This window comes from Micromonospora craniellae (genome assembly GCF_014764405.1).
Lineage (GTDB): Bacteria > Actinomycetota > Actinomycetes > Mycobacteriales > Micromonosporaceae > Micromonospora > Micromonospora craniellae.
This window is the reverse complement of record NZ_CP061725.1, coordinates 4997272-5011477: the sequence shown is the minus strand read 5'-3', so window position 1 is coordinate 5011477 and position 14206 is coordinate 4997272. Positions and strand designations below refer to the sequence as shown.

Annotated in this window: 12 protein-coding genes and 1 pseudogene; 4 read left to right on the top strand and 9 right to left on the bottom strand. The window is 68.7% G+C overall.

Annotated features, from left to right (window positions below; all coding sequences use genetic code 11):
- Positions 1 to 13: 13 nt before the first annotated feature.
- The 3 genes and pseudogenes from ID554_RS33195 to ID554_RS22770 all read right to left on the bottom strand — a co-directional run.
- Positions 14 to 130 (bottom strand): annotated as a pseudogene (locus ID554_RS33195) (IS5/IS1182 family transposase); the annotation flags it as partial.
- 106 nt (positions 131 to 236) lie between these two features.
- Entirely contained in the window at positions 237 to 1700 is a 1464-nt protein-coding gene (ltrA, locus tag ID554_RS22775) for a group II intron reverse transcriptase/maturase (protein ID WP_199489335.1), read from the bottom strand.
- Positions 1701 to 2478: 778 nt separating this feature from the next.
- Complete coding sequence (locus tag ID554_RS22770) at positions 2479 to 3906, bottom strand: IS1380 family transposase (protein ID WP_199489339.1); 1428 nt, start codon at positions 3904 to 3906, stop codon at positions 2479 to 2481.
- Positions 3907 to 4033: 127 nt separating this feature from the next.
- On the opposite strand from ID554_RS22770, the gene tnpC reads away from it, so the two are divergent.
- Positions 4034 to 5482: an IS66 family transposase gene (gene tnpC, locus ID554_RS22765; protein WP_191088556.1), complete on the top strand. Its 1449-nt coding sequence runs from the start codon at positions 4034 to 4036 to the stop codon at positions 5480 to 5482.
- Here the strand turns inward: tnpC and ID554_RS22760 are convergent.
- A complete protein-coding gene (locus ID554_RS22760; RefSeq protein WP_191088610.1) occupies positions 5389 to 6225 on the bottom strand; it encodes an IS5 family transposase in 837 nt (278 codons plus the stop codon). The two genes, tnpC and ID554_RS22760, sit on opposite strands and share 94 nt — an antisense overlap.
- Positions 6226 to 6593: 368 nt before the next feature.
- On the opposite strand from ID554_RS22760, the gene ID554_RS22755 reads away from it, so the two are divergent.
- Complete coding sequence (locus tag ID554_RS22755; RefSeq protein WP_117231194.1) at positions 6594 to 8762, top strand: carbohydrate-binding module family 20 domain-containing protein; 2169 nt, start codon at positions 6594 to 6596, stop codon at positions 8760 to 8762.
- A 98-nt stretch (positions 8763 to 8860) separates the two neighbouring features.
- Here the strand turns inward: ID554_RS22755 and ID554_RS22750 are convergent, their stop codons facing one another.
- The 3 genes from ID554_RS22750 to ID554_RS22740 are packed head-to-tail and all read right to left on the bottom strand — an operon-like array spanning position 8861 to position 10820.
- Positions 8861 to 9556: an ABC transporter permease gene (locus tag ID554_RS22750; RefSeq protein WP_117231195.1), complete on the bottom strand. Its 696-nt coding sequence runs from the start codon at positions 9554 to 9556 to the stop codon at positions 8861 to 8863.
- Positions 9553 to 10464 carry an ABC transporter ATP-binding protein gene (locus ID554_RS22745; protein WP_117231196.1) on the bottom strand — a complete coding sequence of 304 codons (912 nt, stop codon included), beginning with the start codon at positions 10462 to 10464 and terminating at the stop codon, positions 9553 to 9555. The genes ID554_RS22750 and ID554_RS22745 overlap by 4 nt, the downstream gene beginning before the upstream one ends.
- Positions 10461 to 10820 (bottom strand): GntR family transcriptional regulator, encoded by a 360-nt coding sequence (locus ID554_RS22740; protein WP_117231202.1) that lies wholly within the window; start codon positions 10818 to 10820, stop codon positions 10461 to 10463. The genes ID554_RS22745 and ID554_RS22740 overlap by 4 nt, the downstream gene beginning before the upstream one ends.
- Before the next feature lie 149 nt (positions 10821 to 10969).
- On the opposite strand from ID554_RS22740, the gene ID554_RS22735 reads away from it, so the two are divergent.
- Entirely contained in the window at positions 10970 to 11494 is a 525-nt protein-coding gene (locus tag ID554_RS22735) for a SigE family RNA polymerase sigma factor (RefSeq protein ID WP_117231197.1), read from the top strand.
- The gene (locus ID554_RS22730) at positions 11491 to 12645 is read left to right on the top strand and encodes a hypothetical protein (RefSeq protein ID WP_117231198.1); all 1155 of its coding nucleotides are present in this window, start codon (positions 11491 to 11493) and stop codon (positions 12643 to 12645) included. The genes ID554_RS22735 and ID554_RS22730 overlap by 4 nt, the downstream gene beginning before the upstream one ends.
- A 10-nt stretch (positions 12646 to 12655) precedes the next feature.
- Here ID554_RS22730 and ID554_RS22725 read toward each other — a convergent pair whose 3' ends face one another.
- Both ID554_RS22725 and ID554_RS22720 read right to left on the bottom strand, forming a co-directional pair.
- The gene (locus tag ID554_RS22725) at positions 12656 to 13693 is read right to left on the bottom strand and encodes a hypothetical protein (protein ID WP_117231199.1); all 1038 of its coding nucleotides are present in this window, start codon (positions 13691 to 13693) and stop codon (positions 12656 to 12658) included.
- Positions 13693 to 13962 (bottom strand): hypothetical protein, encoded by a 270-nt coding sequence (locus tag ID554_RS22720; RefSeq protein ID WP_117231200.1) that lies wholly within the window; start codon positions 13960 to 13962, stop codon positions 13693 to 13695. Before ID554_RS22720 ends, ID554_RS22725 begins: the two co-directional genes overlap by 1 nt.
- Between the last annotated feature and the right edge of the window lie 244 nt (positions 13963 to 14206).

Sequence of the window (14206 nt, the reverse complement as noted above, 5' to 3'; positions counted from 1 at the left end):
GGACCGCCTGCCCGGCCAGACGTATCGTCATGAGTCGAATCATCGCTACCTTGATCATGGCCTCAGAGTTGACGGTCAACCGCTCGTAGTCCCGGGCCAGACGCCGATTACGTACCAGCCAGCCGAACGTGTTGGGTCGGGCCCGGGCGCGGTGCCTGGATTGCTCCAGGTCCGTTTCCCGGACCCGCCCGCCGAACCCGGCGTGCGACTCTCACCGCACCGGGCTCTCCACGAGGTCATGCCGTTGGGGGTGGGCTTGTCGGTGTGGGCTGCCAGGGGTTCGGGATCTTGGTGCCGCGATAGCGGTATCGGGTCACGGGGACCTTCGCCATCTTGAACAACTCGACCCCGTCGAAGGCGATGGGCTGCCACCCTTGCGGGGTGCGCAGCCATCGCTGGATGGCTCTCCAGGTCATGCGGTTGCGGCGCATCACCCAGTTGATCACTCGCCACCAGATGAAGTTCTGCAGGTGGGAGAAGGTGTGCTTGGCGACCGCGTGCTTGAAGTAGTTGGCCCATCCACGCTGGATGTAGTTGATCTTGACCAGCGTCTCCCGGTAGCTCAGGTGCGACAACCGGCGGGTCAGTGACTTGATCTTCCGTTTCAGCGCCTGGACCGGCTTGTCGGCGATGAACGTGTATACATGCCACTTGTCCGTTCCTCGTTTCCGCTTCCAGACGATGCGGAAGCCGAGGAAGTCGACCCCGTCGGCAAGGTGGGTGATCCTGGTCTTGGACTCAGATAGGCGCAGGCCCATCGTCGCCAGAACGGTACTCACCTGGTCGCGCAGGTCCTCGACGTGTTCCTGGTTGCCATGGACCAGGACGAGGAAGTCGTCGGCGTAGCGGACCAACTGCCACGTCGCCAGTCCTTTGGCGCGTCGTTGCCTGCGCTGCTGGCCGGTGCCCGCTGCCGCCCATTGCTCGACGAAGAACTCGTCGAGAACCGACAACGCGATGTTGGCCAGCAGTGGTGAGAGGATCCCTCCTTGGGGTGTGCCGGACGTGGTCTCGTTCCGCTCGCCGAGCTCAGTCATGATCCCGGCCTTGAGGAACGCCTTCACCAGCGCGAGCACTCGCTTGTCCTTCACCCGCGCTCGCACCCGACCCATCAAGGCCGGGTGGTCGATACGGTCGAAGCACGCCTCGATGTCCGCGTCCAGCACCCACCGGTAACCGGCGGTGGCCAGATGATGGATCTCGGCGATCGCGTCGTGCGCGCGCCGGTTCGGCCGGAACCCATACGAACAAGGCTGGAAATCCGCCTCGAAGATGGGCTCCAGGACCAGCTTCAGCGCTGCCTGGACCACACGGTCCGTGATGGTCGGTATCCCCAGCCGGCGTAGTTTCCCGCCGGTCTTGGGAATCATCTTCTCCCGTACTGGTAGTGGCCGGAACGTGCCGGTCTTCAGCAGGGAACGGACATGGTCCAGGAACACTTCGGGCCCGGCCATGCTCACGTGGACAGCGGTGACGCCGTCCACTCCGGCAGTGCGGGCTCCGGCATTCCCGGCGACCCGTTGCAACGCCACGACCAGCGTGGCGGGGTCGCTGACGAAGTTGTAGACATCGTCAAACCGGCGACCGTGGTCGGCCGCCGCCCAACGGTGCAGTTTGATCTGCATTCCCCGTACCCGCGTCCATGCCTCTTCCGGGGTCGGCCACGTGACGGCGGTATCCACCACCGTGTCTTCGGGCATTGCAGTACCTCCCTTGCGATCTCGCTGCCGCCCTTCCCCATGTGACCGGCTCTCCCGGCCTCGGAGTACTACGGCGGCTCCGCCCTCTCCCGACCCGATCGGCCGACGGTGAACCCAACCCGAGGCGTCGTCTCTGGCTGAGACGGCCCCGGGCAAAGCCGGGAAAGTTCCCGTGTTCACTGACTGATCGCTCGACGAAGGAGGCACCCGGCTATACCCCCGCGGCATCGCCACGGCTACCCCGCAGCACTTCACCGTGGCCTCCCGGACCGCCGAACGTCAGCAGCCGCAGGAGTTCCCCGTCCCGAGAGAAGAGGACCAGGACGCACCGCACCCAGCCCACATCCGCCAGGTTCGAGCTGGTAGGGATCGTTAGGAGGCTTCAGACACCGGTTCCTCGCGTATACCTCTCCGTCTCGCTTGCCGGACCCGCGCCATCTGGCAGTACTGGTTACGTCCCGGCGTTGTCGGGGCCGCTTGCCACCCTCCCCGGCACCTCCCGGATCAGGCTGCCCCCAGCTTCACCACCCTGCTGCGACAGGACGGCGGCGAAGGTCTCTCGTAACTGGATAGGTGTCGTTGATCTTTCAGAGGTGTTTGGCCGGGGTGGGTCGTTGACCTCGATCCGTCAGAGGGTCTTGCTCCCTGCCTGACCGTTTCGGCTTGACCGTTTTGTCCACCCGGTTTGGGTGTGATATCGCCACGTGTCGCTGTGGAAGCGCGAGTTCTCCGGGCCCTCGGTCACGGTCTTTCTACTGGTAGGTACAGGGGTCCAGGGTCAGGTTGTCAGTGGTAGCAGGGTGAGGCGCTGCCAGCAGAGGGTGAACGCGTCGGCCCACGGCCAGGTCTCGGGGATGGACAGGACACGCCGGCGGGCGTGGGCGGCCAGTTTCGCGGGCAGGTGCAGCAGCCGGTAACGCAGTGTTGCGGGTTCGGCGTGGGCGAGGTCGTCCTGGTCGTGCAGGCCGAGCAACCGGGTCCAGGAAGTGATGTCCGCGGCGATGTTGGCGGCGAGGACCCAGCCGCGGTTGACGGTCCAGGCCTTCGACGGCAGGTTCCGCAGGCCCATGGCCTTGTTCGTGCGCACCTTGTCTTCCACTCCTGCGTGCGAACGATGCAAAGCGTCGATCCATTGCGGCTGGTGCGAGCCCGGCACCCCGGCGATCCGGCTGATGTTGGTGGCGACGATCGCGTACCGCCAGCCGGTCCGCTTCTCCAGCGCGGTGAGATTCTTCGCGTGCCGGGCCGACGGCTTCGTGCGCCGCACGAGCAGCCGTAGCCGGCCGTTCCAGTTCTCCAGGCGCTGGTTGAGGCCGGTCAGTTCCGCGACATGCGCGGTGTCGACGGCCGTGCCGTCCTGGGCGAGGCCGTCGGTCCACGCTTCAGCAGGCAGTTGCTCGATCGCGATCTCGTCGGCGTCGGTGATCGTCCAGCCGACGGTGAACTTCACGCTGCGCCACAGCCGGTTCATCGCCTCGATGTGCTCGAGCAGGTCGTGGGTGGCACCGGCCCCATCGACCCTGATCAGAATCTTGCGCCGGTAGGCGACCGGCAACTGAGCGATCGCCTCACCGAGAACCCGGATGTGATCGGCGACCGTATTCGAGCCGGCACTGCCGGGCCGCAGCAGCATGGCCAGGCATTCCGCGGTGTTCGCACACCACGCACCGAGCGGATGGAACCCGAAACCCTTCTTGAACGTGGCCGCCGCACCCTGCTTCGGTGAGTGAGCGGTGATCAGGGTGGCGTCCAGATCGATGACCACCCACCCGGACAGCAGCTTGCCCGCCACCGTCAGCCACGGGAACCCTTGCGGGCGGCGGGCGAGCAGGGCCCATACGTGAGCGCGGACCTTCGCCCGCGCTTTGCCGATCCGTTTCAGCGCGGTCTCGTCGAGACCGGCCAACGCTCGCCGGACGGTTGGCTCCGACGGCCGATCACCGAAGACCAATCCCTGATGGGCGAGGACCGCGATGTCGGACATGCTCGTGGCGCCGAGCACGATCGCGACCGCGAGTGAGACCAGGACCGTGCCGCGATCCCACCACCCAGGGCCCTTGCCGCGCGGTAGCACCTTGTTCAAACCGCTGGTCAGACCGGTCCGATCTGCGCATTTGCGCAGCAGGACCGCACCCGCGTGACCGACCAGACCCTTCCCGCCCGCGCCGACGACCAGCCGCTGATCCCACCCGCTACCCTTACTCACCAGAAAGGTGCACCCGCTTCTGCTGTGGACATGGACTCGACACCCAAATCCTTGCAGGTCAGGAGCACCTTTCGTTTATCGCCCTCGATCAGTCAAATCGCCTCTGACTCGGGGAGGTTGACCGTTCGTGCCCGCCGATCCTTCGCAGCCGTCGTATGAGCAGCTGCTTGCGCTGAACGCGGACCTGTTCGCCCGGTTGGATCAGGCGCTCGGGCGGATCGCGGAGCTGGAGGCTGACCTCAGTACGGCGAAGTGCCGGATCGCTGATCTGGAAGCCCAGCTGAAGCAGTCGTCGAAGAACTCCTCGAAACCGCCGTCGACGGACGGGCTGGCCAAGCCGGCACCCAAATCTTTGCGCGGTAGGTCCGGGCGGGGGCCGGGGCGCCCGGCCGGGCAGCCCGGCGCCACTCTGGAGCAGGTCGCCGACCCCGACGTCATCGTGCGGCACACCCCCGAGGTGTGCGCGGGCTGCGACAACGATCTGGCCGGCGCGGCCGAAGTGTCCGTGACCCGGCGGCAGGTGTTCGACATTCCGGAACCGACGGTCGTGGTGACCGAGCATCAGATCGTCACCCTCGCCTGCCCGTGTGGACATCGCACCACCGGCATCGGGCCCGCCGAGGCCACCGCGCCTGCCGTGTACGGGCCGCGGATCGCCGCGATCGGGGTCTACCTGTTGCACGGGCAGTTCCTGTCGATCGGCCGTACCGCCGACGCGCTGCGGGACCTGTTCGGCCTGCCGGTCGCGGCGGCCACGGTCACCGCCTGGGTCAAACGCACCGCCCTCGGCATCATCGAGCAGGTGCTGCCGGTGATCCGCGACCGGATCCGGCAGGCGCCGGTCGTGCACTTCGACGAGACCGGGATGCGCGTCGAAGGCCGTCTGGCCTGGCTGCACTCCGCGTCCACCGGCACCGACGTGCTCCTCACGGCGCACCGCAGACGCGGCGCCGCCGCCATTGACGACGCCGGTGTCCTGCCCGGCTTCACCGGTGTCGCCGTGCACGACGCGTGGGCGCCATACGACACCTACACCAGCGCCAACCACGCCCTGTGCAACGCCCACGTGCTGCGTGAACTGGTCTACGTCACCGACACCGCCACCGGCCCCACCGCCGACCTCGCCACCCAAGCCATCAACGCGCTGCGCCGGCTCAACCGCCTGGCCGACGACGCCCACACCGGGCAGGACACAGCGAACCCGGACGCCCTACGCGAGCAGCAGTACCTGCTGCGCTCCGCCGTCGTGCTCGGCGCGCAGGCCACCGCCGGCCGCGACGGCAAACTCCAGCGCAAACACCACGCCCTGTTCGTCCGGCTCCGCGACCGCCGCGACGACTACCTACGATTCGTCACCGACCCGGCCGTCCCCTTCGACAACAACGCCGCCGAACAGACCATCCGTATGCCGAAACTACGGATCAAGGTCTCCGGAAGCATGCGCACCATGACCGGCGCCGAACACTTCGCCGCCATCCGCAGCTACACCGCCACCGCCATCCGCCAAGGCAACAACATGCTCGACGCCCTGATCCAAGCCGTCACCGGAAACCCCTGGATCCCCGCCACCACCTGAGCAAATCGGCGTACACGCATACCCGATGTTCCAGCACCTATCCAGTTACGGTCTCTCACCTCCACTCGATCAATCAGCGCCTCACGGCGCACCCTCTCCACCACCCACCTACGCGGCAGGACCTTGAAGCCCTTGACATCGTCGGTGCGCTTGACGATCTCCAGCAGGATTCCGAGCTTGTCCTTTGCCCAGCTCAACAGGCTGGAGTCGATGCTGTTGGCGTAGCCGCCGTCGGCCCACACCAGCGCGACGGTGGCGAATGCCTCGGCCAGTCGTTGCAGGATCCGCCGGCCTCCAGGACGGTCGTTGACGGAGGCGGAGGTGACCATCACCACCAGGATCAACCCCATCGTGTCGACAACCAGATGCCGCTTACGGCCTGTCGTCTTCTTGCCCATATCGAACCCACGGCATTCGCCACCCTCGCTGGATTTGATCGACTGGGCGTCCAACACCGCCGCGGTCGGCTCCGGCCCACGACCCGCCGCCACCCGTACCTGCCGGCGAAGCTCGTCGTGGATCGCATCCCACGTCCCGTTTCTACGCCAAGCGGTGAACCAGCGATGCGCCGCATCCGGCGGCGCCAGATCACGCGGCATCATTCGCCACGCACAGCCCGACCGCAGCACGTAGAAGATCGAGTCGAGGATCAGCCGGTCGTCCCACTTACGGGGCCGGCCGCCTCTACGCAGGTCACGCACCGGCATGAGAGGGGCCAGGATCGCCCACATCGCGTCGGTCAAGCTCGACGGATAGCATGAGCGGGCGTCATCCCCGCCAAGGTCTACGTTGCACACACAACCCGATCATGGCGGGGATGACCTATTTGTCGAGCGTCCCGCATCGACGTGTCTCGCCGTCACACAACGCCCCGAGCCGGTTACCCGACGGTCTCTGAGCCGTCGACCGTTCCGGCCCACGTGGGCGCAAATTCTTGCAGTGTTTTCAGTGATCCGCAAGAGGCTGACCGCCATTGGATCGACTTGTGAATCAGAGGTTCCCAAGGATCGACGTCACTGTTACGGTCACGCCCTAACCGCAAGTTCTTGCATAACTTGCAGGAACCGTTGCTGTCACCACGTTATGCCTGACCGTCCCCCGAGGAGGGCCCGTGCGAATCCCCCGTCCCCGCGCCGCGATACCCGCGGCCCTGGCCGCGACACTCGTCGCGGCCGGTCTCACCGTCGTCGCCGCCGGCACCGCGCCGGCCAGCGCGGCCGACGTACGCGCCAATGGCGACGCGATCGTCCACCTGTTCCAGTGGCGGTGGGACTCCGTCGCCGACGAGTGCGAGAGCACGCTCGGGCCGAACGGCTGGGGCGGCGTGCAGGTCTCCCCGCCGCAGGAGCACGTGGTGCTGCCCAGCGCCGAGGGCGCCACGTACCCGTGGTGGCAGGACTACCAACCGGTGTCGTACCGGCTGGACGCGACGCGACGCGGCACGAAGGCCCAGTTCGTCGACATGATCGAGCGCTGCCGCGCCCAGGGCGTGAAGATCTATGTGGACATGGTGCTCAACCACATGAGCGGCACCGGCTCGGCGGGCAGTGGCCCGGGCAGCGCCGGCACCGTCTACAGCAAGTACAGCTACCCCAACCTGTTCAACGACGGTTCCGGCGACAGCTACGGATACGGCGACTTCGCGCCCTGCTACCGGCGGATCAGCAACTGGGGCAACAAGCAGGAGGTCCAGGACTGCGAACTGCTCGACCTGGCCGACCTGAACACCGCCGACCCCGAGGTACGGCGGAAGATCGCCAAGTACATGAACGCGGTGATCGACCTGGGCGTGGCCGGCTTCCGGGTGGACGCGGCCAAGCACGTGCAGGAGGCGCACCTGGGCGACATCATCAACCGGCTGCGCGACGTGCCCGGCTTCGGCGGCCGGCCGGACCTGTTCCACGAGGTGTACGGCGACGGCACGATCCCCTACACCGCGTACGCGCCGTACGGCGGGGTGACCAACTTCGACTACCAGCGCGCGGTCTCGTCGGCGTTCCGCGACGGCAACATCGCCCAGTTGGGCAACCTGCCCAACTACGGCGGGCTCACCGCCGGGCAGGCGGTGGTCTTCATCGACAACCACGACACCCAGCGCGAGAACCCGACGCTGACCTACAAGAGCGGTGCCCGCTACTACCTGGCGGACACGTTCATGATGGCCCACCCGTACGGTCGGCCCCAGCTCATGTCGAGCTACGCGTTCGGTTCGGTGCACGGACAGGGCCCGCCCAGCACGTCCAACGGCACCACGCTGGCCGCCGACTGCGGCGGCAGCGCCTGGATCTGCGAGCACCGCAACGCGGGGGTGGCGGGTATGCCGGGCTTCCGTAACGCGGTCGCCGGCACCGGCATCGGGTCGGTGGTCACCGACGGCAACGGGCGGTTGGCCTTCGCCCGTGGCAACCGGGGATACGCCGCCTTCAACGCCACCAACAGCGCGTGGAGCCGTAGCTTCGCCACCTCGTTGCCGGACGGCCGCTACTGCAACGTCGGCCGGGGCGCGTACGACCGGTCCACCGGGGCATGCCCCGGTGGTGCGGTGACCGTCTCCGGTGGCGCCTTCACCGCGTCCATCGCCGCCGACCAGGCGGTCGCCCTGCACGTCGACGCCCGCCTGGACGGCACCACCCCGACCCCGACGGCGACCCCGACCGGCTCGCCGACCCCGACCGCGAGCCCGTCGGTCCCGGCCGGATCGACCCGGTTCACCGCGACCGTCTCCACCAACCCCGGCCAGGAGGTGTACGTCGTCGGCTCGATCCCGGCGCTCGGCTCCTGGAACCCGGCGAACGGGGTCAAGCTGTCCACCACCTCGGGCAGCTACCCGACCTGGAGCGGATCGGTGTCGGTGCCGGCGGGCACCGCGTTCGAGTGGAAGCTGGTCAAGGTCGGCAACGGGGCGGTGCAGTGGGAGAACGACCCCAATCGCACCGGCACCGCCGGCACGGCCCTGACCGCCACCTGGAACCAACAGGCCGGCAACCCGCCGGCCGCCACGACGGTTTCCTTCCGGGCCACCGCCACCACGACCCTCGGCCAGAACGTCTATGTCGTCGGTGACCTGCCCGCCCTCGGCGGCTGGGACCCGGCCAAGGGCGTCCGGCTGTCACCGACCGCCTACCCGGTCTGGACCGGTGGGTTGACCGTGCCGGCCGGCACCACGTTCTCCTACAAGTACGTCAAGCGCACCGACTCGGGCCAGGTGGTCTGGGAGTCGGGCGGGAACCGTACCGCCACCGCCACCGGATCGGTCACCCTGACCGACACCTGGCGCTGAACGCAGCCGGCACGCGGCCCCTCCCGACACGGTCGGGAGGGGCCGCCCCCGTTGCGCCCGGCCAACCGCGTCGGGCGTCATCACCGGCGCGTTGACGGTCAGGGCGTCGCGCGCCGGATGATCAGGTAGCTGGCGGCCGCGAGCGGCAGCGTGAACAGCGCCGGCCAGCCGACGAGCAGGGCGGCACCCGACTGATCTGCGAACCAGCCTCCGATCGCCGACCACCAGCCCCGCCAGGTGGCCAGGACCACGGTCCCGCCAATCACGACCAGCGCCACGGTGCTCAGGGTGAGCATGCCGTTGACGCCCCACCGCTTGAACACCAGGGCGATCGCGATCCCCAGGAAGCCGAGCAGCAGGAACGGAATCGCGAAGCCGAGGAAACGCAGTACCGGGTTCTCCACCCAGAGGAACGGGATGCCGAAGAAGGTCAGGTCGATGCCCCAGCCGCCGGTGGCCTCCTCGATCATGGAGAGCAGGTAGAGCGCCGCCGCGTAGACGATCGCCTGCCCCCCGAACTGGAGCACGTTGCCGAGGTAGAAGCTACGGCGCGAGACGCCCAACCCGATCGCGAACGGGAAGTCCTGGGTGATCACGTTGATGCAGGCCACGAACATCACGACGTAGATGCTGGCCAGGCCACCGGTGGTCGGTGTGGCGTCGACGGTCTCGTTCATGGCGGTGAAGAGCGCCAGGTTGATGAGGAAGCTGAGGGCGAGAATCCCCCAGGGCCAGCCGACCATGCTGGGCCAGGCGACGAACTGAAGCCGGGCGACGGTCAGTGTGCGGTTCATCGGACGGCCTCCTTGCTGGTCGCGTCGGCCGCGTGGCCGTTGCTCGACGTGGTCAGGCGCACGACGGTTTCTTGGAGCGAGGACGCCTCCAGGCCGAGGCCCAGGGATCGGGCCCGTTCCCGCTCGGCCGGGCCGAAGTCTCCGCGTACGGTGGCGCGGGCCGTGCCGGCGAGCAGCACCCGGTGCAGCTCGGTGGCGGTACGGGTGAACTCGTCCACCGCCGCGACCGGGCCGGAGACGGTGAGCACCTGACCGCGCAGCGCCTCCGCCTCCTCGTCCAGCAGCAGCCGCCCGCCGTCGATCAGCAGCACGTGCTCGATCAGGTCGCTGACCTCGTCGATGAGGTGGGTCGACAGCACGATGGTGCGGGGGTGTTCGGTGTAGTCGGCCAGCAGCCGGTCGTAGAAGATCTGCCGGGCGACCGCGTCGAGGCCGAGGTACGGCTCGTCGAAGAAGGTCAGCGGGGCACGCGAGGCGAGCCCGACGACGATGCCGAGCGAGGAGAGCATGCCCCGGGAGAGCTTGCGGACGTTGCGCCGCGGCGGCAGCCGGAAGTCGTCGACCAACTGCCGGGCGAACTCCTCGTCCCAGTTCGGATAGACCAACATGGCCGCCCGTAGCACGTGCTCCACCCGCAGGTTCGACGGGTACGTCTGGCTCTCCTTGATGAAGCAGGTCCGGGAGAGCACGCTCTCGTTCTCGTACGGGTGCTGCCCGAAGACCGCGATCTCGCCGGAGGTGGCGAAGTTCTGTGCGGTGAGGATCTGCATCAGGGTGGTCTTGCCGGCGCCGTTGCGCCCCAGCAGGCCGTAGATCCGGTTCCCGGCGAGCGAGAAGCTGACCTTGTCCAACGCCGTGACGCCCCGGTAACGTTTCGTCAGGTCGGTGACGGTGACGACCGGGTTCATCGTTCGCCCTCCCAGGTGTCGATCATGCTTTTGAGTTCCGCCGGGTCGATGCCGAGCTTGCGTGCCTCGGCGACCAGCGGTTGCACGTACTGCCGGGCGAACTCGTCACGGCGTCGACCGCGCAGCTTGGCGCGGGCACCGGAGGAGACGAACATCCCGATTCCTCGTTTCTTGTAGAGCGTTCCGTCGTCGACGAGCTTGTTGACCCCTTTGGCGGCGGTCGCCGGGTTGATCCGGTGGAAGGCCGCCAGCTCGTTCGTGGACGGCACCTGCCCCTCCTCGGCCAGCGTCCCGTCCAGGATCGAGTTCTCCAGCAGCTCCGCGATCTGGAGAAAGATCGGTCGACCGTCCTCCATCACGTCCGCCACCCTGGCCTGCCGTCTTGGTTGGCCGGTTCACTACTCATGTAACTAACCATGCAACCGGAGGGGCGTCGCTGTCAAGTCGCGGTGCGGTCCGTTAACCTTCCGACCCGGCGTGCGCGTCTACGTACCAGGAGGTGCGCATGACCGACGGACACCCGGCGCCGCCGGAGGGCTTCGCCGAGTTCGTGACAGCCCGGTCCCCCGCGTTGCTCCGGTCGGCCTGGCTGCTGACCGGCGACGTCGGGCGGGCCGAGGACCTGTTGCAGACCGTGCTCGCCGCCGCGTGGCAGCGCTGGTCGACGGTGTCCACCGGGCATCCCGAGGCATACCTGCGACGTGCCCTGTTCACCACGTACGTCTCCTGGTGGCGACGCCGCTGGCGCTCCGAGGTCCCGTCCGCCGCACCACCCGAGCACGCTGGTCCGGGCGACCCGGCCCGCGAGACCGCCGACCGGGACGCGCTTCGCCGGGCGCTGGCCCGGCTCAGCCGCCAGCAGCGGGCGATCGTGGTGCTGCGCTACGCCGAGGACCTCTCCGTGGAGCGGACCGCCGAGGTGCTGGGTTGTTCGACGAACACGGTGAAGGTGCAGTCGTCCCGTGCCCTGCGCAACCTGCGTGCCGATCCGAATCTGGACCTGTTCACCAAACGGGAGGTCGTGTCGTGACCCGTGACGACGAGGACATCCGACGGCTGTTCACCGACGCCGTCCCCCCGCTGCCCGCCCCACGCGACCGCATCGCCGAGGTCGGGACCCGGGTACGCCGGCACCGCCGCCGGGTGGTCACCACCACGGCGGCGGCCGTCACCCTGATCGTGGCGCTCGGCGTCGCCCTGCCGACCCTGCGGGGCCCGGACCGGACCACCCCACCGGTGACGGCCACCGATCCGGCCGGCGAGGTCGTCTGCCCGACCAGCATCGCCGGACGGCCCGACCTGGACGCCGTGCGCTACGGCGACGACGAACCGCTCGTCCCGCCCGGAGCGGTCGAGATCATCAACTGCCAGGTGCAGGTCGACAATCTGCACTCGGCACCTGAGATCCCCGGCCCACGGGCCCTCACCACCGGAGTGGACGAGATAGTCCGCATGCTCAACGCCCAGCCGTCGCGGCCGACCGACGGTCGGGGGCGTCCGTACGCCGACGGAGAGCTGAGGTGCACCGCGGCGGCACAGCAGGAGCAGACCGTGCTGGTGCTGCGCTACGCCGACCGCGAGCCGGTGACCGTGTGGACGGACTCGAACTGCCGGGTGGCGGTCACCGCCACCCACGGAAGGGGGGTCGACTTCGGGATCTTCTCGACGTTCCTCGACCGGTACCGGGAGCAGCTCGTCGCCACCACCGACCCGGCCACCATCACGACCCCGGCCTGCCCGGCCACGATCCCCGCCGAACGGATGAGCGACTCCAAGCCACCGGACCGGATCCGGTTCCACCACAGCGACCCGTATCCGATCCTGCCGACCCCGCTGATCGAGGTCGCCGCCTGCCGGTACGAGGTGAATGACGACACCGCCGAACTGGTCCGACAGGAGCAGCGGCGCGCGGACGCGGACGACCTGCGGCCGATCCTCAACGAGACGTTCGACCGATCCGCCACGCGCAGCGACTGCGGCGGGTGGCCGGACTGGCGAGGGCACCCCTTGCCCACCACGTTCGACACGCTGACCGTGGCCGACGCGACCGGCGCCACGGCCGAGTTCTGGGTCCGGCACAGCCCGTGCCGCAACGCCCGGCACCTTTTCGCCAACAACCAGGCCACCCCACTGCTCCTCGACGCGCTCACCGGGATGCTCGGTCGGCCACCCGGCCGGTAGCGGCCGCCCGTCAGACGTACGGGGGACGGGCGTACGCGGCCCGCAGGGCGGCCAATCCGGCCGCCCTCGGGCTGAGCGTGCCCCAGCCGGAGTTGAAGTAGTTGGTGCGGGCGATGAACGGACCCCGCTCGGCGTTGAGCCGGGCGATGGCGGGCGGCACGGTGGCGATCCAGGCCGCCTGGTCGGGGATCTCGGCGACGCGGACGCCCCACTCGGCGATGAGCACCGGACGGGACAGGGCCACCGGGCCGAGGTCGGCCACCGCCCAGTCCTTGGTCCGGCGGAACCGGTCCAGCGCGGTGTGTGAGGCGCTGGTGGCGTACACGTTCCATTGGAGGAAGTCCAGCCGCGACATCAGCGACTCCGGGTGGGTGCGCTGGAAACAGGGCCGGTCGAAGCCGCCGAGACCGACCGAGAAGGTGGTGTTCTGCGGCAGCGACTTGGCCCGGAACCAGTTCACGATGTACGTCATCGCCTGCACCGCGCGGGCGTCCGACTCCGCCCAGGTGTACGCCCGGCCGGACTCGGTGGTGCCGAACTCGTGGTCGGTGTCGAGTTCGGAGGCGAGCTGGATGTTCACCCCGAACCCCATCGTCCGGTACTGCGACAGCGCCCGGGCGAAGAGTCCGTCGCACTGCCCGGCGAGCACCTGGCCGTAGCCGTACGCCTTCGGCCAGACCGCGCCGGGACGCTGCTGGATGGTCATCGCCGGGGCGGGTACGACGTAGCGCACCCCGTCGACGGTGAAGGTCTGCGCACCGGTGTCGGCCGCCCCGTAGTGCTTGAGTTCCAGCACCATGTTGACCTGTATCCCGTTCCGGCCGAGGGTGACCAGCCACGGCCTGTTGTACCCGGGGAAGACGTAGCTGTCGGCGAAGCTGCGGTACTGGGTCAGCGACCGGAAGTTGCCGCCGGCCATGTCGGCGGTCGGGTCGGCGTTCCCGGACAGGTAGTAGCCGCCGAGCACCGGCGGCGTGATCGCGTAGTCGACGGCAGCGCTGGCGGTCTGCCCGGTGAAGTCGCGCACCGTGACGGTGACCCGGGCCATCAGGCCACCGCCCGGTACACGGCCACCGTGCCGTTGTCCGACACCCGCGTCCAGGTGCGGCCGGAGGCGTCGGTGACGGTGACGGTGAGCGGGTCGATGACGGCGGTGGCCTTGGCCGGTGCGCTGCTGTTGCCCTGCGCGTCGGTGACCACGACGGTGACGGTGAGCGTCTTGGTGTCCGGGTCGCCATAGGTGACGGTGAGCAGCATCTGCGCCCCGGGGGCGTAGCTGCTCGCGTTGAGGGCGGCGGTGACGGTGGGAGCGGCCATGGCAGCTCCTTCCTGGCTCGATCGCCGCGACCCGGCGGATCTTGCGCCGGCGGCGCGGCGGGGAGTGCGACGGCCGGAGCGGGGCGCGATCGCGTCCCGCCGGGATCCGGCGTGGTGCGGGCGGCGACGTCGCTGTCGGGCGCGGCGGGAACCGCCCTGTCGACCGGGCGGTGTGGGCCGAGACACGGCCGGAGAGTCGGCTGTGGCCTGTCGTCCGCAGCTGCTCCACCTGCTACAACAGTGC

Bases quoted from the DNA above. Each gene is read 5' to 3' on its own strand.
- ID554_RS22735 (WP_117231197.1), top strand. From the start codon at position 10,970: ATGACCGACGGACACCCGGCGCCGCCGGAGGGCTTCGCCGAGTTCGTG.
- ID554_RS22750 (WP_117231195.1), bottom strand. From the start codon at position 9,556: ATGAACCGCACACTGACCGTCGCCCGGCTTCAGTTCGTCGCCTGGCCC.
- ID554_RS22745 (WP_117231196.1), bottom strand. From the start codon at position 10,464: ATGAACCCGGTCGTCACCGTCACCGACCTGACGAAACGTTACCGGGGC.
- ltrA (WP_199489335.1), bottom strand. From the start codon at position 1,700: ATGCCCGAAGACACGGTGGTGGATACCGCCGTCACGTGGCCGACCCCG.
- ID554_RS22725 (WP_117231199.1), bottom strand. From the start codon at position 13,693: ATGGCCCGGGTCACCGTCACGGTGCGCGACTTCACCGGGCAGACCGCC.
- ID554_RS22740 (WP_117231202.1), bottom strand. From the start codon at position 10,820: ATGGAGGACGGTCGACCGATCTTTCTCCAGATCGCGGAGCTGCTGGAG.
- ID554_RS22720 (WP_117231200.1), bottom strand. From the start codon at position 13,962: ATGGCCGCTCCCACCGTCACCGCCGCCCTCAACGCGAGCAGCTACGCC.